Origin of the sequence: Blastococcus sp. MG754426 (genome assembly GCF_021699055.1) — a bacterium.
GTDB lineage: Bacteria > Actinomycetota > Actinomycetes > Mycobacteriales > Geodermatophilaceae > Blastococcus.
This window is the reverse complement of record NZ_SSXC01000018.1, coordinates 40,912-59,734: the sequence shown is the minus strand read 5'-3', so window position 1 is coordinate 59,734 and position 18,823 is coordinate 40,912. Positions and strand designations below refer to the sequence as shown.

Here is an 18,823-nt window from a genome sequence, read left to right as displayed (position 1 = left end):
GGGGCGCCGGCGGGCGGGGAGCACCTGCCCGGGGAGACGGGAGCGCACGTGGGACCGCTGCAGCAGCCGGAGGTCACGGTCGACGTCGCCCGCGTGCAGCGCCGCACGCTGGGCGTCCTCAGCGGCGGCGTGGCGCTGGCGGGGCTCGGCGTCACCGTCGGCATCACCGCCGGCGGGCTGCTGGCCCGCGATGTCGCCGGCACCGACTCCGCGGCCGGGCTCGGGCAGACCGCCGGTGTCCTCGGCGCGGCGGTCCTGGCGGTACCGCTGGCCCGGATCAGCGACGGCGCCGGCCGGCGGGCGGGGCTGGCCGTCGGCTACGGCCTCAGCGTGGTCGGCGCCGTGCTGACCGTCGTCGCCGCGGCGGCGTCGTCCCTGCTGGTGCTGCTCTGCGGGCTGTTCCTCTTCGGCGCCGCCACCGCATGCGGTCTGCAGTCCCGGTACGCCGCTGCCGACCTCGCGGAGGCCGAGCACCGCGGCCGGTCGCTCTCGCTGGTCGTGTGGGCCACGACGGTCGGCTCCGTCGTCGGCCCGAACCTGGCCGCGCCCGGTGCCGAGCTCGGCGAGGCGCTGGGGCTGCCCGCCCTCGGCGGCGTCTTCGTGGTGTCGGCGGTCGTCTTCGCCGTGGTGGCGGCGGGGTTCCTCCTGCTGCTGCGGCCCGACCCGCTGCTGCTGGCCCGGTCGCTGGGCGGCGGCGCCGGCGGGCCCCGCCCGCGGCAGGCCACCGGCACCGCCCTGCGCGCGGTGTGGGCGACCCCGGCCGGGCGGCTCGGGCTGACCTCGGTCGTCGTCGCCCACTCCGTGATGGTCGGCGTCATGGTGATGACGCCGGTGCACATGGGCCATGCCGGCGGCCCCGAGGGGGCGGTCCTGCGCCTGGTCGGCCTGGTCATCAGCGTGCACGTCGCCGGGATGTACCTGTTCTCCCCGCTGGTCGGGATGCTCGCCGACCGCGTCGGTGCGCCGTCGGTCGTCGCCCTGGGCGCCGCGCTCCTGCTGGCCGCGGCGGCGGTGTCGGGGACGGCGGCCCCCGAGGACTCGGTGCAGCTCGGTGCCGGGCTGCTGCTGCTGGGTCTGGGCTGGTCGTGCGGGCTGATCGCGGGGTCCGCGCTCGTCACCGGGTCGGTGGGGCCGGACCTGCGGCCGACCGCGCAGGGCGGCACGGACATGCTCATGGGCCTCGGGGCCGCGCTGGCCGGCGTGGTCGGCGGCCCGCTGCTGGCCTGGGGCGGCTTCGGCCTGGTGTCCGGCGTCTCCGCGGCGCTGGTGCTCCCGCTGGTCGCGGTGTGGCTGGGGGCGCGGGTCAGCGCCCGCGGTAGTTCCTGATCAGCAGCACGACGAGCGCGACGAGCGCGATCACGATGGCGATCTCGAGGACGGTGTCGAGCGTCGCGGAGCCGGTGCCCGGGATCATGCGCGCAAGGGTAGGGCGGCAACGGCGCGGCCGGGGGCCGACGGGTTAGCGTCGTGGTGTGCGGCTGCAGGAGTTCTGGTCCCGTCTGGACGGTCAGTTCGGGGCGATGCGCGCCCAGAGCGTGGCGCGCGACCACGTGTTCTCGGAGCTCGGCGGGCGCACCGCCGTGGACGCCATCGAGGCGGGCCTGCCCGTGCGCAAGGTCTGGCTGGCCGTCTGCGAGGCCTTCGACGTGCCGGTCAAGGAGCGCTGAAGGCCGACCGGGTGCCGGCCCGGCGTGTCGGCCTGGCGATCGAACACCTGTTCGGCCTACTGTGGCGTCCACAGGCCGGCTGGTCCTCCCCAGCCCGCCCCACGAACCGGAAACTGTCGGTGCCTCGCCCTAGCGTCGGTCCCGACCCGCTTCCCGCGAACCGAAGGTGACGCACCATGGCAGCAACGCTCGACCGCGACAAGGCCCTCGACATGGCCCTCGCCCAGATCGACAAGCAGTTCGGCAAGGGCTCGGTCATGCGCCTGGGCGACGAGACCGCCCAGGCGATCAAGGTCATCCCGACCGGGTCGATCGCCCTCGACATCGCCCTGGGCATCGGCGGCCTGCCGCGCGGCCGGGTCATCGAGGTCTACGGGCCGGAGTCCTCCGGTAAGACCACGGTCGCCCTGCACGCGGTGGCCAACGCCCAGGCCAACGGCGGCATCGCGGCCTTCATCGACGCCGAGCACGCGCTCGACCCGGAGTACGCCCGCGCCATCGGCGTGGACACCGACGCCCTCCTGGTCAGCCAGCCCGACACCGGTGAGCAGGCCCTCGAGATCGCCGACATGCTGATCCGCTCCGGCGCGCTCGACATCATCGTCATCGACTCGGTGGCGGCCCTGGTGCCCCGGGCCGAGATCGAGGGCGAGATGGGTGACAGCCACGTGGGTCTGCAGGCCCGCCTGATGAGCCAGGCGCTGCGCAAGATCACCGGTGCGCTGAGCAACTCCGGCACGACGGCGATCTTCATCAACCAGCTGCGCGAGAAGGTCGGTGTGGTCTACGGCTCGCCCGAGGTCACCACCGGTGGGCGCGCGCTGAAGTTCTACTCCTCCGTCCGGCTCGACGTCCGCCGCATCGAGACCCTCAAGCAGGGCACCGACGCGATCGGCAGCCGCACGCGGATCAAGGTCGTCAAGAACAAGGTGGCCGCGCCCTTCAAGCAGGCCGAGCTCGACATCCTCTGGGGTCAGGGCTTCAGTCGGGAGGGCGGCATCGTCGACGCCGGTGTCGAGCAGGGCATCGTGAAGAAGTCCGGCGCCTGGTACACCTACGAGGGCGACCAGCTGGGCCAGGGCAAGGAGAACGTCCGCAACTTCCTGCGGGACAACCCCGACCTGGCCGACGAGATCGAGAAGAAGGTCAAGGAGAAGCTGGGTATCGGCCCGAAGCTCGACGCCCCGGCGCCGGTCGACGCCCCCGACTTCTGACCTGCCGGTGGACGAACGGCCACCGAACCGCCGGCGCGGCCCCGGGGAGACCCGGGCCGGCCGGCGCCCGCGGACGCCGGGCGGCGACGATCCCCTGACCCCGGACGTCGCCCCCGGTTCCCCGGAGGATGACCTCGGTGACCCGGAGCAGGCGGCGCGGAACATCTGTCTCCGCGCGCTGACCGGTGCGCCCAAGACCCGGCAGCAGCTGGCCGATCTCCTCGCGAAGCGCGGTATCCCGGACGACGCCGCCGAGGCCGTGCTCGACCGGTTCACCGAGGTCGGGCTCATCGATGACGCGTCCTTCGCGCGGGCCTGGGTCAGCAGCCGGCAGGCCGGCCGCGGGCTCGCCCGGCGGGCGCTGTCCGCTGAGCTCCGGGCCAAGGGCGTCGATCCGGAGACCGCCGCGGAGGCGGTGCAGCTCGTCGGAGACGACGACGAGCGGGAGGCGGCCCGGCGGCTGGTGGAGCGCCGGGCGCCGGGCATGCGCCGGCTGGACCGCCAGACGGCCACCCGGCGGCTGATGGGCATGCTGGCCCGCAAGGGGTACAACGGTGGCCTCGCGGCGGCCGTGGTGCGCGAGGTCCTCGACGAGGTCGGCGCGGCGGAGGACGACGGCGCGGACGTGGAGTTCGACGAGGAGAGTGCGCTGCCCTGAGCGGCGGCTCCTCACCCCGGTGCGCGACGAGGCGGCCCGGATCGCCCGGGCCGCCTCGTCGCGTCTCCGCCGTCGCCCCGGCTCAGCCCGTGGCGAGCCAGGCGGTCACGTCGACGGCCAGCCCGTCGGAGGCCTCCTCGTCGTCCACCAGCCAGGCGGGGTCCCGGCGCTGGCCGTCGGCGAGCCACCGGGTGATCTCGCCGTCCAGCGCGCCGGCCGCCGGAGCGTCCGGCCGCCGCCGCTCACCGACGAAGGTCAGGTCGGTCTCGGTGCCGTCCGGGTAGCGGAACACCACGCGGCAGCGCGAGCGCCGGTGGCGGGCCGGCGGCACGACCTCCCGGACGACGGCGCTCTCGGCCCCGGCCGCGTCCGCGAACGCGGCGGCAGCGGCGCGGAGCCGGGTCACGAATTCCTGGCCGGCGTCGAGCCGGGCGGCCGCGGCCAGGACCGTCGGGACGGCCGCCTGCTCGGCGGGCGGGGTCGTCTCGGCCGAGGTCCGGGGGACCGGGGGCAGGTTGCGGCGCCCCGCCGCGTGCATCGTCTCCATCGTGAGGACCAGTGTCCCGACAGTTCCGCCCGTCAGCCGTTCGGCGCGCCCGGCTGGGACGAGTGGGTCGGACGGGAAAGTGCAGGTCAGCGCGGCGAGCCGCGCCGGTCGTCAGGCGCCGTCGCGCACCGGTGCCAGGTCTCCGCGGGCGGTCGCCTTCACGGCGGAACCGCCCCTCGCCTGCCGGGCCTGGATCCACTGGGCCAACCGCCCCAGTGCGTAGTTGATCGCGATGTAGAGCACCGCGATCACGAAGAACGTCTGGATCGGGTTCCCCAGGTTGCGCTGGATGCTCTCGCCCTGGCTGAGCAGCTCGTCGAAGTTGGCGATGAAGGTGACCAGCGAGGTGTCCTTGAGCACGACGATGAGCTGGCTGATGATCGCCGGCAGCATGGTCCGGAACGCCTGCGGGAGCAGCACGATGCGCATCGTCTGCCAGGACGTGAGCCCGGTCGCGAGCGCGGCTTCCCGCTGCCCCTTGGGCAGCGAGGCGACACCCGCCCGCACGATCTCGGCGAAGATCACCATGTTGTAGACGGTGAGCCCGATGACCAGGCCCCAGAAGACCTGCCCGCCGGGCAAGCCGCGCAGGTCGACGCCCACGTCGGGCAGCACGCGGACGCCGATGTACACGAGCACGACGACCGGGATGCCGCGGAAGAGCTCCACCAGGCCGATCAGCGGGATCCGGCCGACCCGGCCGAGCGAGAGCCGGGCCACCGCGATCAGCGTGCCGAGGACGATCGACAGCACCATGGCCACCGTGGCGGCCTTGAGCGTGTTGACGATGCCCTCGCCGATCAGGCGCCAGACGGCGTCGAAGGCGTCGTTGCCCGGATCGATGAGCGGTCCCCACTCCTCCATGGAGAACTGGCCGCGCTCGTCGAGCCGCCGGTAGACCACGAAGGCCAGGCCCAGGAGGGCGATGACCGCCACGACGGTGCCGATCAACGTGCGCCGGCGGGCACGCGGCCCCTGGGCGTCGTAGAGGACGGTCTGCTGCTGGCTCATCGGGCGATCGCCACCCTCCGCTCGAGGACCTGCAACAGCGCACCGGCGGTGAGCGTGATGATCAGGTAGCCGACGGCGACCCCGCCGACGAAGATGGGAAAGGTCTCGTAGCCGAGCGCGCTGGTGAGCCGCTGCCCGGTGCTCCACAGGTCACCGCCCACACCGAAGGCGCCGACGACGGCCGAGTTCTTCATCATGGCGATGACGACGCTGCCCAGCGGCGGGACCACGGTCCGCAGCGCCTGGGGGAGCACGACGTAGCGCAACCCCTGGGTGAAGTTGAGCCCGATCGAGCGGGCGGCCTCCGCCTGGCCCGCGGGGACGGAGTTGATCCCCGAGCGCACGGCCTCGCAGACGAACGCGGACGTGTAGAGCACCAGACCGAGCACGCCGAAGAAGAAGAACGACCGGTTGATGCCGAGTTCGGGGAGACCGAAGGCGCAGAAGACGAGCACCACGGTCAAGGGTGTGTTGCGGAACGTCGTGACCCAGAACGTGCCGAAGGCGCGCAGCGGCGGGATGGGGGAGACCCGGCAGGCGGCGATCAGCACCCCCAGCGGGAGCGTCCCCGCCAGCGCCCAGAGGATGATCTCCAGGGAGGTCAGGAAACCGTCGACGAACAGGTCGATGTTGTCGAGGACAGGACTCACTGGCTCTCTCTCGGCGCCGGCGCTCTCGGATCAGGACGGTGCCCCGCGGCCGGCCGGCGTTCCGGCCGGCCGCGGGGCGATCAGACGGTCAGGCGCACTCGTCGAACTCGGGCAGCTCGGGGGTCTCGGTGCCCTCGACCTGGCCCGCGGTGGCCTCCCACGCCTCCGTGTAGGCGTCCTCGTTCTCCCGGAGCGTCTCGTGGATGAACTCGCAGAAGGCGACGTCGCCCTTGGGGATGCCGATGCCGTAGGGCTCCTCGGTGAACTGCTCGCCGACGAGCTTGAACTCGCCGTCGCTCTCCGACACGAACCCGAGCAGGATGACGTTGTCGGTGGTGACGGCGTCGACCTGGCCGTTGCTCAGCGAGTCGGCGCACTGCGAGTACTCGTCGAAGAGGACCAGCTGGTCAGGGCTGGCGAGGTACTCGGTGATCTGCTCGGCCGGGGTGGAGCCGGTGACCGAGCACACCGTGGCGTCGGGGTTGTCGGTGAACGACTCCGGCCCGGTGATCTCGTCGTTGTCGGCGGCGACCATGATCTGCTGGCCGGCCGTGTAGTACGGGCCGGCGAAGGAGATCCGCTCCTTGCGGGTGTCGTTGATCGTGTACGTCGCGACGACCATGTCGACCTCGTCGCCCTCGAGGACCTCCTCGCGGACCGCGGACGGCGTCTGCACCCACTCGATGTCCTCCGGTGCGATGCCGAGGCCCCCGGCGATGATCTTGGCGATCTCGACGTCGAAGCCCTCCACCTCGCCCTCGAGGTTCTCCAGGCCGAAGCCGGGCTGGTCGAACTTGGTGCCGACCCGGATGGTGCCGGCCTCGGCCAGCTCCGCCATGGTCGTGCCGGCCTCGAACTCGGGAGCCTCGGCGACCTCGGGCTCGGGGGCGGCCGTGTCGTCCCCGCTGCCGCCGCAGGCGGCGAGGACGAGGGCGGTGGCGGTCATCGTGGCGGCGAGCGCACCTCTGCGGAAGCTCATGGGACGGGTCCTCTCGATCGTTCGTGCGGTCGGTGGTGTCAGTGGGTGAGGATCTTGGACAGGAAGTCCTTGGCGCGGTCCGAGCGCGGGTTGGTGAAGAACGACTCCGGTTCGGCCGCCTCCACGATCCGGCCGCCGTCCATGAAGACGACCCGGTTGGCCGCCCGCCGGGCGAAGCCCATCTCGTGGGTGACCACGACCATCGTCATGCCGTCCTTCGCCAGGCCGACCATGACGTCGAGGACCTCGTTGATCATCTCGGGGTCGAGCGCAGAGGTCGGCTCGTCGAAGAGCATCACCTTGGGTTCCATGGCCAGCGCCCGGGCGATCGCCACGCGCTGCTGCTGGCCGCCGGAGAGCTGGGCGGGGTGCTTGTCGGCCTGGCTCGCCACCCCGACGCGGTCGAGGAGTTCCCTGGCGCGCTTCTCGGCGTCCGCCTTCGACTTCTTGCGCACCTTGGTCGGCCCGAGGGTGACGTTCTCGAGGACGGTCTTGTGCGCGAAGAGGTTGAAGCTCTGGAACACCATGCCGACGTCGGCGCGCAGGCGGGCGAGCTCCTTGCCCTCCTCGGGCAACCGCTCGCCGTCGATGGTGATCTCGCCCTTCTCGATGGGTTCGAGGCGGTTGATCGCGCGGCACAGCGTCGACTTGCCCGAACCCGACGGCCCGATGACGACGACGACCTCGCCCCGGGCGATGTCGAGGTCGATGTCCTGCAGGACGTGCAGTTCGCCGAACCACTTGTTGACGCCGGACAGGCGGACGAGAGGCTCTCCGTTGGGACGGCTGGTCACCCTGGGGACCCTAAGGGCGCGAGGTCGCGGTTCCCGCACTGCGGGATCACGAAGGCGTAACGAACGCGGGCGGGCCGGGCGGTCAGCGGCCGGAGTCCGCCCGTTCGGGTGATCGCCCACCCCGAGTGGTCCCGCCGGTCCACGGGCAGCGGCGTGACGCCTCGGGCAGACTCGAGACGATGACCCCCCGACCGGCAGGCGCCGCCTCGGCGGCCGGCACGAACGCGACCTCGATCGGTGGGCCGCGCGCCGCTCGGCGGTGGACCTCCGTCGCGGGGGCCGTGGGTGCCGTGGTCCTCGCGGCCGGACTGATCCTCAACTACGCGCACATCAACGTCGCGCCCGAGCCCTCGTTCCGGCGCGCGCTCCTGGCAGAGGGGGCCCGCCTCTTCTACGCGGATGCGGAGGGCAACGCCTGGTCCTGGTTCTCGGCGGCCTTGCTGGCGGTCCTGGCGGCTGCTCTCGCCGTGCTGTCGATCGCCGCCCGGTCGGAGGGTGGACCTGCGTCGCGGTACCGGGTCCTCGCCGGCGTCGCGCTCTTCCTCTCGCTCGACGAGGGGGCGCAGGTGCACGAGTTCCTGAACCAGGTGGGCGTGCGGGTGACCGACCGGCTGGGAACCTTCAACGCCTGGTTGATCCCGGGCGCGGGTGTGCTGCTCGTCGTCGGCGTGCTGCTCCTGTGGTTGGCGCGGGGCATCGAGCCGGCGCTGCGGCGACGGCTGGTCCTCGCCGGCGCCGTCTTCATGGCGGGTGCGGTCGGCATGGAGGCGCTCGGTGCCGCCTTCGCCCTCTCCAGCGATCTGCCGAACCCGTGGTTGACGGGTCGGTACCACCTGCTCGTCGCCGCGGAGGAGGGGTTGGAGATGGCCGGTGCGCTCATCGCCGTGCACGCGGTCGTGGCGAGGATCCGGGTGGACGTCCCCGGCGACGACCGGCGCCACCGCCGGTCGCGCTGACGGCGGTCGCGGGCAGTCTCGGCGCTACCCACCGGACCGTGGCGGCGCGACGGAGAAGAGCTCGGCCGGCTGGCAGGCCAACGCGTCGCAGATCGCGGTCAGCGTGGAGAAGCGCACCGCGCGCGCCCGCCCGTTCTTGAGCACGGAGAGGTCGACCACGGAGACGCCGACCCGCTCGGAGAGCTCGACGAGCGTCATGCCCCGCTCCTCCGGCAGCCGGTCGAGGTGGCACACCACCCGGTGGGCGGCGTCGTCCGGCGCCGGCCCGTCGCGGCGCGGGGTCACGGGGCGGTTCGTCGTCACTCCGCGGACCGTATCGACCGTCGATGGCAACGACCGGCGTTGCGCCCGCCGCGACGTACCCTTCCTCCTGTCATGAGCAGCGCAGCGCAGAGCCCCGCCCGCACCTACCGGGTGCGCACCTACGGGTGCCAGATGAACGTGCACGACTCCGAGCGCCTCTCGGGCCTGCTCGAGGCGGCCGGCTACACCGCCGCGGCGGAGGGGGACGACGCCGACATCGTCGTCCTCAACACCTGCGCGGTGCGCGAGAACGCCGACAACCGCCTGTACGGCAACCTCGGGCACCTGCGCCCGGTCAAGGACGCCCGCCCCGGCATGCAGATCGCCGTCGGTGGCTGCCTGGCGCAGAAGGACCGCGGGGAGATCGTGCGGCGCGCTCCCTGGGTCGACGTCGTCTTCGGGACGCACAACGTCGGCTCGCTGCCTGCGCTGCTCGACCGCGCGCGGCACAACGCCGAGGCCCAGGTGGAGATCGTCGAGTCGCTCGAGGTCTTCCCGTCGACCCTGCCGGCCAAGCGCGACTCCGCCTACTCGGGCTGGGTGTCGATCAGCGTCGGCTGCAACAACACCTGCACGTTCTGCATCGTCCCGGCGCTGCGCGGCAAGGAGAAGGACCGCCGACCCGGCGAGATCCTGGCCGAGGTGCAGGCGCTGGTGGACCAGGGCGTGCTCGAGGTGACGCTGCTCGGCCAGAACGTGAACAGCTACGGCAGCGACTTCGGCGACCGCGGCGCGTTCGCCGACCTGCTGCGGGCCACCGGCCGCATCGAGGGGCTGGAGCGGGTCCGCTTCACCAGCCCGCACCCGGCCATGTTCACCGACGACGTCATCGCCGCCATGGCCGAGACGCCGGCGGTGTGCCACCAGCTGCACATGCCGCTGCAGTCGGGGTCCGACGACGTCCTCAAGCGGATGCGCCGCGCCTACCGGCAGGAGCGCTACCTGGGCATCATCGACCGGGTCCGCGCCGCCATGCCCGACGCCGCGATCACCACGGACATCATCGTCGGCTTCCCGGGCGAGACCGAGGAGGACTTCCAGCAGACGCTGGAGGTGGTCCGGCGCGCCCGCTTCGCCAGCGCCTTCACCTTCCAGTACTCCAAGCGCCCCGGGACGCCGGCCGCCGAGATGGACGGGCAGCTGCCCAAGGAGGTCGTGCAGGAGCGCTATATCCGGCTGACCGCGCTGCAGGACGAGATCAGCTGGGACGAGAACCGGGAGCTGGTCGGCCGGCGGGTGGAGCTGCTCGTCGCGGCGGGCGAGGGCAGCAAGGACGCCGCGCGCGGCCGGCTCTCCGGCCGGGCCCGCGACGGGCGCCTCGTGCACTTCACGGCGGCCGGGGGCGTGCGGCCGGGTGACGTCGTCGAGACCGTCGTCACCCAGGCCGCGCCGCACCACCTGGTCGCCGACGGCCCGCTGCTGTCCCACCGGCGCACCCGCGCCGGGGACGCGAGCGAGGCCGGTACCCGGCCGACGACGCCAGGCGTCTCGCTCGGCATGCCCCAGGTCGGCGTCCCCGCCCCGCTGCCGGTGCTCTCCAGCGGCTGCTGACCCCGGGTGCCTACCGGCGGGCGGACTTCTCCGCCTCGGCCAGCCACTCCCGGCGGGTCGCCAGGTTGGCCTGCGCCTCCGCGATCCGGCGCTCGTCACCGGCGGCCTCGGCCTTGGCCAGCTGCTCCTCGGCCTTGGTGACGGCGGCCCGCATCGAGGCGACCATCGGGTTCTCCGGGGCGGTGCGCACCCGGCCGGCGTCGGCGGCGCCGCGGACCTTCTGCTCCACGGCCATCATCCGGTCCTCGAGCTGGCGCATCACCGCGCGCGGCACGTGCCCGATGGCGTCGTAGCGCTCCTGGATCTTCCGGAGCGCGTTCTGCGCGCCCCGCAGGTCCTTCCCCGGGTCGAGCTGCTCGGCCTCGGCCAGCAGCTCCTCCTTCGCCTGCTGGTTGGCCACCTGCTCGGCGTCGCGCGCCTTGTCCTGCTCGGCGCGGGCGCTGAAGAAGACGTCCTGCGCCGCGCGGAACTGCTTCCACAGGTCGTCGTCGCCGTCCCGGCCGGTGCGCGGCACGGCCTTCCAGCGGTCCATCAGCGACCGCATGGCGGCGCTGGTGGGCCCCCACTCGGTCGACGTCGACAGCCGCTGCGCCTCCTTGATCAGCTCCTGCTTCGCCGCGCGGGCCTCGCCGCGCTGGGCGTCGAGCTGCGCGAAGTGGGCACCCCGGCGGCGGCCGAAGGCGTCCCGGGCGGCGGCGAAGCGCTGCCACAGGGCGTCGTCGGTCTTCCGGTCGATGCCGCGGATGGTCTTCCACTCCTCGACGATCGCCTTGAGGCGGTCGCCGGCTGCCTTCCACGACGTCGACTCGGCGGCGATCTGCTCGGCCTCGGCCGCGAGCGCCTCCTTGCGGGCCACCTGCGCCGCGCGGGCCGCTGCCTTCTCGGCGCGGTACTCCGCGGCGGCGGACTCGGCGGTCGCCACCATGGCGTGCGCCCGGGCGGCGAGCCCCTCCAGGTCGCCGACGGCGGCGGCGGTGGGGATCGACGACGCGAGCGCTTCGGCCTTGGCCTTGATCTCGCCCGGGTTGCCGGTGTGCGCCTTGAGCCGCGCCTCGAGCAGCGCCACCTCGGTGGCGAGGTCGTCGTAGCGGCGGCCGTAGTGGGCCAGCCCGGCCTCGGCGTCCCCGGCCTGCCAGGAGCCGACCTCGCGCTCGCCGTCGGGGGTGCGCACGAAGACGGTGCCCTGCTCGTCCACCCGGCCCCACTGCGACGGGTCGCTGACCACGGTCTCCGCCGGTGCGGCGGGCGGCGCGGGGGCGGGCGCCGGGGTATGAGCCGCCGGCGGTGCCGGCTCCGCGGCGGGGTCGGCGAGCGCCGCGTCCGCGGGCGCGGGTGCCGCCGGTGTACCGGCCTCGGGGGTCACCGCCTCGGAGCCGCCGGGCGGCGTCGCCACCTCGGGGGCGGGGGTCTCGGGGGTCTCCGCAATCGGCGGAGCGGCCTGCTGCACCCCGTTGCCGGGGTCGTCCGTGCTCGACACGTCCCGCAGTGTCCCACGTCGCATCGGCGACACTGCTGCCGTGACCTCCCTCCCCGGCGGCGTCCCGGCCCCGGCGCCCCGTCCGTCGGCCGCCGTGGCGTTCTGCCCGTGCCCGCCGCTGCTCGTCCCGGCGGTGGAGGGGCGGCCCGCGCCGGAGACGACGGCGCTGCGTGCGGCCTGCGTCGAGGCGGTCACCGCGCTGCTCGGCGCCCGCCCGGAGGTCGTCGTCGTCGTCGGGCCGGGTGCGGCGCGGGGGGAGCGGTTCGGTGCCGGCGACGGCGGTGCCCTGCGCGGCTTCGGGGTCGACCTCGAGCTGCCGTTCGACGGACGGCTGCGGCCGGGGAGGCGCCGGCTCCCGACGGCGCACCTCGTGGGTGCCTGGCTGCTCGACCAGGTGGCGTTCGCGGGCACCCGTGTGGGGATCGGCCCCGCAGACCTGGGCCAGCTGCTGCGTGACCTGCCCCCGACCGTCGGCGTCCTGGCGATGGGCGACGGCTCGGCGCGGCGCACCGTCAAGGCGCCCGGCTACCTCGACCCGGCGGCCGAGCCGTTCGACGCCGCCGTCGCCTCCGCCCTCGCCACGGGGGACGCCGCCGCGCTGGCCGCGCTGGACCCGGCGGAGGGGGAGCGGCTGCTCGCCGCGGGGGTGCCGGTCTGGCGCGCGGTGGGCGCCGCGCTCGCCGGCCGGCACGTCACCGCCCACCTGCGCCACGACGCCGCGCCCTTCGGCGTCGGCTACCCGGTCGCCGACTGGGTCGTGGCGTGACGCCGCCGGTCGTCGCCGTCGTCGGGCCGACGGCCACCGGCAAGACCGCGCTCGCCGTCGAGCTGGCCCGGCGGCTGGGCGGCGAGGTGGTCAACGCCGACTCGATGCAGCTCTACCGCGGCATGGACATCGGCACCGCCAAGCCCGACCTCGCCGAGCGCGCTGGGGTGCCGCACCACCTGCTCGACCTGTGGCACGTGCGTGAGCCGGCGTCGGTGGCGGAGTACCGCCGCCGTGCACGAGCCGAGATCGACCGGCTGCGGGCGGCCGGGGTGGTGCCGCTGCTGGTCGGCGGCTCCGGGCTGTATGTGCGCGCCGTCCTCGACGAGCTGGACTTCCCGGGCACCGACCCCGCGGTCCGGGCCCGGCTGGAGGCCGAGCTCGCCGAGGCAGGCTCGGCGGCGCTGCACGCGCGCCTCGCGGCGGTCGACCCGGCGGCCGCCGCGGCCGTCCTGCCCAGCAACGGACGGCGGATCGTGCGCGCGCTCGAGGTGGTCGAGCTGACCGGAGGGCCGTTCCGCGCCCGGCTCCCCGAGCCGCGCCCGCACTACCCCGCGGTGCTCCTGGGCCTGGACCGCGAGCCCGCCGAGCTCGACGAGCGGATCGCCGCACGCGTGGACCGCATGTGGGCCGCGGGCTTCGTCGAGGAGGTGGCCGCGCTGGCCGCCGACGGCCTCCGCGAGGGCCCCACGGCCTCCCGCGCGCTCGGCTACGCCCAGGTGCTGGCGCAGTTCGACGGCGCCCTGTCGGCCGAGGAGGCGCGCGAGCGCACGGTGACCACGACCCGCCGGTTCGTCCGCCGGCAGCGCTCCTGGTTCCGCCGGGACACCGGCACCTCGTGGCTCGACGCCGGGCGGGCCGACCTGGCCGACGCCGCGGTCGCGGTGATCACCGCGCATACGATCGACCGGTGAGCTCCTCGCCCCGCGTGCTGATCGGCCACGGCACGGAGAACGACTTCGTCGTGCTGCCCGACCCCGACGGCGAGGTCTGGGCCGGCGACCGCCTGGACGCGGCGATGGTCCGGCGGCTGTGCGAGCGCCGGGCCGGGCTCGGGGGCGACGGCGTGCTGCGGCTGGTCCGCAGCGCGCACGTGCCCGACGCGCACGCCGTGCTGGGGGAGGACCTCGACCGGTGCGAGTGGTTCATGGACCACCGCAACGCCGACGGCTCCTACGCCGAGATGTGCGGCAACGGCATCCGGTTGTTCCTGCACGCGCTCGTCGCCGAGGGGCTGGTCGACCGCGAGGGGTGCGCCGACGGACTGCTGGTCGGCACCCGTGGTGGGCCCCGGCGGGTCGGGGCCGGCGCGGACGGTGGCTACTGGGTGGAGATGGGGCCCGCGCGGCCCTTTGGCGAGGGCTCGGCGGAGCTGGACGGCCGGACGTTCGAGGGGGTGGCGGTGAGCATGGGCAACCCGCACCTGGCCTGCCTCACCGACGTGCCCGTCGAGGAGCTGGACCTGACCGGGGCCCCGGCCTTCGACCCCGTGCTGTTCCCCGAGGGGGTCAACGTCGAGTTGGTCAACGTCCTCGAACCGGGCGCGCACGTGCGGCTGCGGGTCTCCGAGCGCGGGGTGGGGGAGACGCGGTCGTGCGGGACCGGCGCCTGCGCGGCGGCCTACGCGGCGCTGCGGGCGGAGGGGGCCACCGAGGGGACCGTCGTCGTCGACGTCCCCGGGGGCCGCCTGTCGGTGCAGGTGGCCCCCGGGACGACGGTGCTCAGCGGGCCGGCGGTCCTGGTGTCGGCCGGCGCGCTCTGCCCGGAGTGGCTCCTCGGCTAGCTCTCGCCTCGCCGGTCACGAGCTGTCGCGGCGGTCGTCGTCGGGCGCCATGGGCACCATCGCGTCGTCGTCGTCCGTGGGCGGAGGGGTCGGCGGCGCGCCCCGGCCGCTGTCCTGGTCCGCCCCCGCACCCAGGGGGTTCCGCGGTGGCCCGCCGATGCCCTTCGGGTCGCGGCCGGGGTCCTCCACGTCGCCGTCGGCACCCAGGCGGGTCGATCCGTGCTCGGTCATCGGTTCCTCCTCGTCGCGGGGCGTCTCGTCGCCGGGACCCCTACCCGTGGCGGCGACCGGGATGCATCCGGGTGCTCCGTGCGTTGCACCGGGCGATGACAACTCAGGTGCTTTCGCCGAAGGACCGTGCCACGCTGGAGACGATGACGACCGCCCCCGATGCCCTGCCCGTGGACGAGCAGGCCGACCCCGCCCCCGCCCCCGCTCCCGCCGGGCGGTGGGACGAGGCCGATGACACCACCGGTTCCTACGCGCTCGAGGCGCGCGGTGCCCTCCGCCGGGTGGCCGGCCTCTCCACCGAGCTCGCCGACGTCACCGAGGTCGAGTACCGGCAGCTGCGGCTCGAGCGCGTCGTGCTCGTCGGGGTGTGGACCGAGGGGACCCAGGCCGACGCCGACCGTTCCCTGGCCGAGCTCGCCGCCCTCGCCGAGACCGCCGGGTCGCAGGTGCTCGAGGCGGTGAGCCAGCGCCGGGACAAGCCCGACGCCGCCACCTACGTCGGCTCGGGCAAGGCCGCCGAGATCCGCGACATCGTCGCCGCCACGGGCGCCGACACCGTGATCTGCGACGGCGAGCTGACGCCCGGCCAGCTCAACCAGCTGGAGAAGGTGCTCAAGGTCAAGGTCGTCGACCGGACGGCGCTGATTTTGGACATCTTCGCCCAGCACGCCACCAGCCGGGAGGGCAAGGCGCAGGTCGAGCTCGCCCAGATGCAGTACATGCTGCCGCGGCTGCGCGGCTGGGGTGAGTCGATGTCCCGCCAGGCCGGTGGCCGGGTCGCCGGCGGTGGCGGGATCGGTACCCGTGGTCCGGGCGAGACGAAGATCGAGACCGACCGGCGGCGCATCCGCGCCCGGGTGAGCAAGCTGCGGCGCGAGATCGCCGGCATGGCGACCGCCCGGGCGACCCAGCGGGCAAGCCGCGGCCGCAACGCCGTGCCGAGCGTGGCCATCGCCGGGTACACCAACGCCGGCAAGTCCAGCCTGCTCAACCAGCTGACCGGTGCCGGCGTGCTGGTGGAGAACGCGCTGTTCGCCACCCTCGACCCGACGGTGCGCCGGGCCCAGTCGCCCGACGGCCGGGAGTACACGCTCACCGACACCGTGGGGTTCGTGCGCCACCTGCCGCACCAGCTCGTCGACGCCTTCCGCTCCACGCTGGAGGAGGTGGCCGAGGCCGACCTGCTGCTGCACGTCGTCGACGGCTCCGACCCGGATCCGCTGGGCCAGATCGAGGCGGTGCGCGTCGTGCTCGGGGAGATCGACGCCGCGTCGGTACCCGAGCTGATCGTCGTCAACAAGGTCGACGCCATGGGCGAGGAGGAGATCCTCATGCTCCGGCAGGCGCTCCCGGGTGCCGTCTGGGTGTCCGCGCGCACGGGGGCGGGGATCGACGGCCTGCGTCGGCTGGTGGCCGAGCGGCTCCCGCACCCCGACGTCGAGGTCGACGTGCTGGTGCCCTACGAGCGGGGGGACCTGGTCTCGCGGGTGCACCGCGACGGCGAGGTGCTCGGCGAGCGGCACGAGGCCGGCGGGACGCGGCTCACCGCACGGGTCGACGGCGCGCTGGCGGCGGTGCTCGAGCAGTTCGCGGTTCCCGTCGGCTGAGAGCCGACGCGTCGACCGCCGCGGATCACGATCCGGTCACGGGCCGGTACCGTGGCGGCGTGACCAGGGGTGCGGTGCGGGAGACCGGTCCACCGCGCGCGGCTCCCGTCGTCCCGGTCGGCCGGCCACCGTGGTGGCTGGTCGCCGCCGCGCTGCTGGTCACGGTGCTCGTCTCCGCAGACCTGGTCACCCACGGGCCGTCCGAGCGGCTGGACCTGCGGGTGTCCGAGATCGTCAGCGACTGGGGGCTGCGGGACACACCCGGTTACCCGGCGGTCTGGGTGGTCACCCAGATCGGCGGGCGCGTCACCATCCTGGTCGTGCTCGCCGGCCTCATCGGCTACCTGCTGTGGCGGCGCGGGACCTGGCTGCCGGCGGTCCGCGTGCTGCTGGCCCTGGGGCTGCTGACCGCGGGTGTCTATGCGATGAAGCACGGGTTCGGGCGCACGGCGCCGGCGTTCCCCGGCTCCTACTTCTTCCACTCCGACGGCGTCTCGTTCCCCTCCGGCCACGTCGCGAACGCGGTGCTCATGTGGGGCGTGGCCCGGTGGCAGGCCGTCGAGTACGGATTGCCTCCCGCGGTGCAGCGGACCTTCTGGTGGCTCAGCGTCGTCGGGCCGGTCGCCACCGGCGTGGCCATGGTGTCGCTGGACTTCCACTGGGTCAGCGACGCGGTGGTGGGCGCCGCCGTGGGGATCGTCCTGTTGGGCGTGGTTCATGCACTGGACGAGTTGGTTCTGTCACGCTGGGTACGTGCCCGAGCAGGCCGTCCCGGTTCCTGACCGTGCCCGGCGGTGCCGGGCCGTCGCCACGAGCGCCCTGGTGGGCGGCGCGGCCGTGCTCGCCCCCGCCCCGGCGCTCGCGGAGGTGGCGGCGCCCGCGCCCGAGGTGCGGTGCTCGATCACCGATCCACGGCTCGCCGAGCTCTCGGGGCTGGTGGACGTGGGGGAGCAGGTGCTCGCGCTGAACGACGGCGGCGAGCAGGTGGCCGTCCACGGGCTGGACTCCTCGTGCGCGGTCGTCGACGTCCGGACCGCGGCGGCCGACCCGTTCGACCCCGAGGACCTCGGCGTGGCGCCCGACGGGAGCGTCTGGGTGGCCGACATCGGCGACAACGGCACGGTCCGCCCGACCGTGGCGTTGCACGTCCTCCAACCCGACGGCACGGCCGCGCTGCACCGGCTGACCTACCCGGACGGCGCGCACGACGCCGAGGCGCTGCTCCTGGCGCCGGACGGCACCCCGTACCTGGTCACCAAGGAGGTGCTGGGGTCCAGCGGCGTCTACCGCCCCGCTGCGGCGCTGGTGGACGGCGGCACGGTGCCGCTGGAACGGGTGGGCACGGTGAACGTCACGCTGACCGGGACCCCCGGCGGGCCGGTGGGCCGGGCGGGGCAGCTCCTGGTCACCGGGGGCGCGGTCGCCGCGGACGGCAGCGCCCTGGCGCTGCGCACCTACACCGACGCGTACGTGTGGCCGCTCACCGGATCCGACGTCCTCGGCGCACTGGCCGGGGAGCCGGTGCGGGTGGCGCTCCCGGAGTCCCCGCAGGGTGAGGCCATCAGCTTCACCGCCGACGGCCAGGCGCTGGTCGTCGCCAGCGAGGGCCTGCCCAGCGCCGTCACCGTGGTGCCCGTCCCGGCCGGGGTCGCCGCGACGAGCCCGGCGCCCACCGGGGCGCCGCTGCCCTCCCTCGCCGAGCTGACCACCAGTTCGGACCGCTCGCCGATCGCCGCGGCGGTGATCGCCGCCACCGTCGCCACCGTCGTGGTCTGGCTGACCGGGCGGCTGCGCCGCCGGCCCTGACGGTCAGGCCGGGCGCCCGCCACCGAGTTCCCGGCTACACTCCTCGGCGGCCCGGGCGACCTGCTCGCCGTAGACCGGCCACAGCCGCCGGGGGAGCCGCTGTGCCGGCAGGGACAGGCTCAGGGTCGCCACCGGCCGCCCTGCCCCGCCGAGGACCGCGGCACCGACGGCCGCGATGTCCGGGTGCCGCGTGCCGACGGTGACCGCGTAACCCTGCCGGCGCACCTGCTCCAGTTCGCGCAGCAGGGCGTCGGCATCGGTGTCCGTGTGAGGGGTCAGCGCCTCGAGCGGCGCTGCCCGGAGGAGGGCCGCCGCCTGGGCCTCCGGCATGGCGGCGAGCAGCGCCTTGCCCGACGCGGTCGTGTGCATGGGGGCGCCGTGCCCGACGACGGCGTTGGTCCGCACGGGGTGGACGCCCTCGATCTTCTCCAGAAGGACGATCCGCCGCTCGTCCGGGACCGACAGGTGCACCGTCTCACCGGTCGCTGCGGAGAGCCGGTGCATGGCGGGCAGGGCGACGCGCCGGATCTCCTCGTCCCCCCGGTGCCGGGACCCGATGGCCATCGCCTTCGCGGTCAGGGACCACCGGGTCGGCTCCTCCCCGCCGGCCCGTATCCACCCCAGTTCGCCCAGGGCCAGCAGCATCCGCTGGGTCGTGGACTTCGGCAGGCCCATGGCCCTCGACAGCTCGCTGACGCCCACGGGTTGGCGCTCCGACACGGCCTCGAGCACGGCCAGCGCCACGGACACCGACCTCATGTGGTTGACGTCACCCTTCTCGACTCCCTACTGTGGCCGGCGTCATACCGTGCCACTACACGGT

At 74.3% G+C, this 18,823-nt stretch carries 21 protein-coding genes; 12 read left to right on the top strand and 9 right to left on the bottom strand.

Translation table 11 applies throughout. The features are described 5' to 3' along the window. The first annotated feature begins 48 nt into the window (after window positions 1-48). From E9549_RS08855 to E9549_RS08840, 4 genes are all read left to right on the top strand, one after another. Complete coding sequence (locus E9549_RS08855; protein WP_236826179.1) at window positions 49-1,326, top strand: MFS transporter; 1,278 nt, start codon at window positions 49-51, stop codon at window positions 1,324-1,326. Window positions 1,327-1,472: 146 nt separating this feature from the next. Then, complete coding sequence (locus E9549_RS08850; protein ID WP_236826176.1) at window positions 1,473-1,667, top strand: DUF3046 domain-containing protein; 195 nt, start codon at window positions 1,473-1,475, stop codon at window positions 1,665-1,667. 176 nt (window positions 1,668-1,843) lie between these two features. Continuing rightward, window positions 1,844-2,881 carry a recombinase RecA gene (recA, locus tag E9549_RS08845; protein ID WP_236826175.1) on the top strand — a complete coding sequence of 346 codons (1,038 nt, stop codon included), beginning with the start codon at window positions 1,844-1,846 and terminating at the stop codon, window positions 2,879-2,881. Window positions 2,882-2,888: 7 nt separating this feature from the next. Continuing rightward, a complete protein-coding gene (locus E9549_RS08840) occupies window positions 2,889-3,539 on the top strand; it encodes a regulatory protein RecX (RefSeq protein ID WP_236826174.1) in 651 nt (216 codons plus the stop codon). Window positions 3,540-3,621: 82 nt separating this feature from the next. Here E9549_RS08840 and E9549_RS08835 read toward each other — a convergent pair whose 3' ends face one another. From E9549_RS08835 to E9549_RS08815, 5 genes are all read right to left on the bottom strand, one after another. Then, window positions 3,622-4,086, bottom strand: coding sequence for a hypothetical protein (locus E9549_RS08835; RefSeq protein WP_236826173.1), 465 nt, complete (start codon window positions 4,084-4,086; stop codon window positions 3,622-3,624). Between the two features lie 111 nt (window positions 4,087-4,197). Next, window positions 4,198-5,097, bottom strand: a complete 900-nt coding sequence (locus E9549_RS08830) for an amino acid ABC transporter permease (protein ID WP_236826172.1) — start codon at window positions 5,095-5,097, stop codon at window positions 4,198-4,200. Further along, on the bottom strand, window positions 5,094-5,747 hold the full coding sequence (locus tag E9549_RS08825) for an amino acid ABC transporter permease (protein ID WP_236826171.1): 654 nt from the start codon (window positions 5,745-5,747) through the stop codon (window positions 5,094-5,096). Before E9549_RS08825 ends, E9549_RS08830 begins: the two co-directional genes overlap by 4 nt. A gap of 88 nt (window positions 5,748-5,835) precedes the next feature. Then, window positions 5,836-6,726 (bottom strand): glutamate ABC transporter substrate-binding protein, encoded by an 891-nt coding sequence (locus tag E9549_RS08820; protein WP_236826170.1) that lies wholly within the window; start codon window positions 6,724-6,726, stop codon window positions 5,836-5,838. A gap of 38 nt (window positions 6,727-6,764) precedes the next feature. After that, window positions 6,765-7,520 carry an amino acid ABC transporter ATP-binding protein gene (locus E9549_RS08815; protein WP_236826169.1) on the bottom strand — a complete coding sequence of 252 codons (756 nt, stop codon included), beginning with the start codon at window positions 7,518-7,520 and terminating at the stop codon, window positions 6,765-6,767. Window positions 7,521-7,699: 179 nt separating this feature from the next. Between E9549_RS08815 and E9549_RS08810 the strand changes: the two genes are divergently transcribed. Next, window positions 7,700-8,476 (top strand): hypothetical protein, encoded by a 777-nt coding sequence (locus tag E9549_RS08810; RefSeq protein WP_236826168.1) that lies wholly within the window; start codon window positions 7,700-7,702, stop codon window positions 8,474-8,476. 24 nt (window positions 8,477-8,500) lie between these two features. Here E9549_RS08810 and E9549_RS08805 read toward each other — a convergent pair whose 3' ends face one another. Further along, window positions 8,501-8,779, bottom strand: a complete 279-nt coding sequence (locus E9549_RS08805; RefSeq protein WP_308113126.1) for a helix-turn-helix domain-containing protein — start codon at window positions 8,777-8,779, stop codon at window positions 8,501-8,503. Window positions 8,780-8,851: 72 nt separating this feature from the next. On the opposite strand from E9549_RS08805, the gene miaB reads away from it, so the two are divergent. Continuing rightward, window positions 8,852-10,330, top strand: coding sequence for a tRNA (N6-isopentenyl adenosine(37)-C2)-methylthiotransferase MiaB (miaB, locus tag E9549_RS08800; protein ID WP_236826167.1), 1,479 nt, complete (start codon window positions 8,852-8,854; stop codon window positions 10,328-10,330). Between the two features lie 10 nt (window positions 10,331-10,340). Here the strand turns inward: miaB and E9549_RS08795 are convergent, their stop codons facing one another. Then, window positions 10,341-11,807 (bottom strand): DUF349 domain-containing protein, encoded by a 1,467-nt coding sequence (locus E9549_RS08795; protein WP_236826166.1) that lies wholly within the window; start codon window positions 11,805-11,807, stop codon window positions 10,341-10,343. 40 nt (window positions 11,808-11,847) lie between these two features. Here E9549_RS08795 and E9549_RS08790 point away from each other — a divergent pair, with 40 nt between their 5' ends. The 3 genes from E9549_RS08790 to dapF are packed head-to-tail and all read left to right on the top strand — an operon-like array spanning window position 11,848 to window position 14,356. Further along, complete coding sequence (locus E9549_RS08790) at window positions 11,848-12,573, top strand: hypothetical protein (protein WP_236826165.1); 726 nt, start codon at window positions 11,848-11,850, stop codon at window positions 12,571-12,573. Beyond that, window positions 12,570-13,487, top strand: a complete 918-nt coding sequence (gene miaA, locus E9549_RS08785; RefSeq protein WP_236826164.1) for a tRNA (adenosine(37)-N6)-dimethylallyltransferase MiaA — start codon at window positions 12,570-12,572, stop codon at window positions 13,485-13,487. The genes E9549_RS08790 and miaA overlap by 4 nt, the downstream gene beginning before the upstream one ends. Next, on the top strand, window positions 13,484-14,356 hold the full coding sequence (gene dapF / locus E9549_RS08780) for a diaminopimelate epimerase (protein ID WP_236826163.1): 873 nt from the start codon (window positions 13,484-13,486) through the stop codon (window positions 14,354-14,356). Before miaA ends, dapF begins: the two co-directional genes overlap by 4 nt. 15 nt (window positions 14,357-14,371) lie before the next feature. Here the strand turns inward: dapF and E9549_RS08775 are convergent, their stop codons facing one another. Continuing rightward, window positions 14,372-14,587 (bottom strand): hypothetical protein, encoded by a 216-nt coding sequence (locus tag E9549_RS08775; protein ID WP_236826162.1) that lies wholly within the window; start codon window positions 14,585-14,587, stop codon window positions 14,372-14,374. Between the two features lie 143 nt (window positions 14,588-14,730). On the opposite strand from E9549_RS08775, the gene hflX reads away from it, so the two are divergent. From hflX to E9549_RS08760, 3 genes are read left to right on the top strand one after another with little or no spacing between them, the layout of a single operon-like run. Further along, the gene (gene hflX, locus E9549_RS08770) at window positions 14,731-16,194 is read left to right on the top strand and encodes a GTPase HflX (RefSeq protein WP_236826161.1); all 1,464 of its coding nucleotides are present in this window, start codon (window positions 14,731-14,733) and stop codon (window positions 16,192-16,194) included. A gap of 59 nt (window positions 16,195-16,253) precedes the next feature. After that, entirely contained in the window at window positions 16,254-16,976 is a 723-nt protein-coding gene (locus tag E9549_RS08765) for a phosphatase PAP2 family protein (protein WP_236826160.1), read from the top strand. Next, window positions 16,948-18,000 carry a hypothetical protein gene (locus tag E9549_RS08760; RefSeq protein WP_236826159.1) on the top strand — a complete coding sequence of 351 codons (1,053 nt, stop codon included), beginning with the start codon at window positions 16,948-16,950 and terminating at the stop codon, window positions 17,998-18,000. The genes E9549_RS08765 and E9549_RS08760 overlap by 29 nt, the downstream gene beginning before the upstream one ends. Before the next feature lie 3 nt (window positions 18,001-18,003). Here E9549_RS08760 and E9549_RS08755 read toward each other — a convergent pair whose 3' ends face one another. Further along, window positions 18,004-18,759 carry an IclR family transcriptional regulator gene (locus tag E9549_RS08755; RefSeq protein WP_236826158.1) on the bottom strand — a complete coding sequence of 252 codons (756 nt, stop codon included), beginning with the start codon at window positions 18,757-18,759 and terminating at the stop codon, window positions 18,004-18,006. Window positions 18,760-18,823 lie beyond the last annotated feature (64 nt).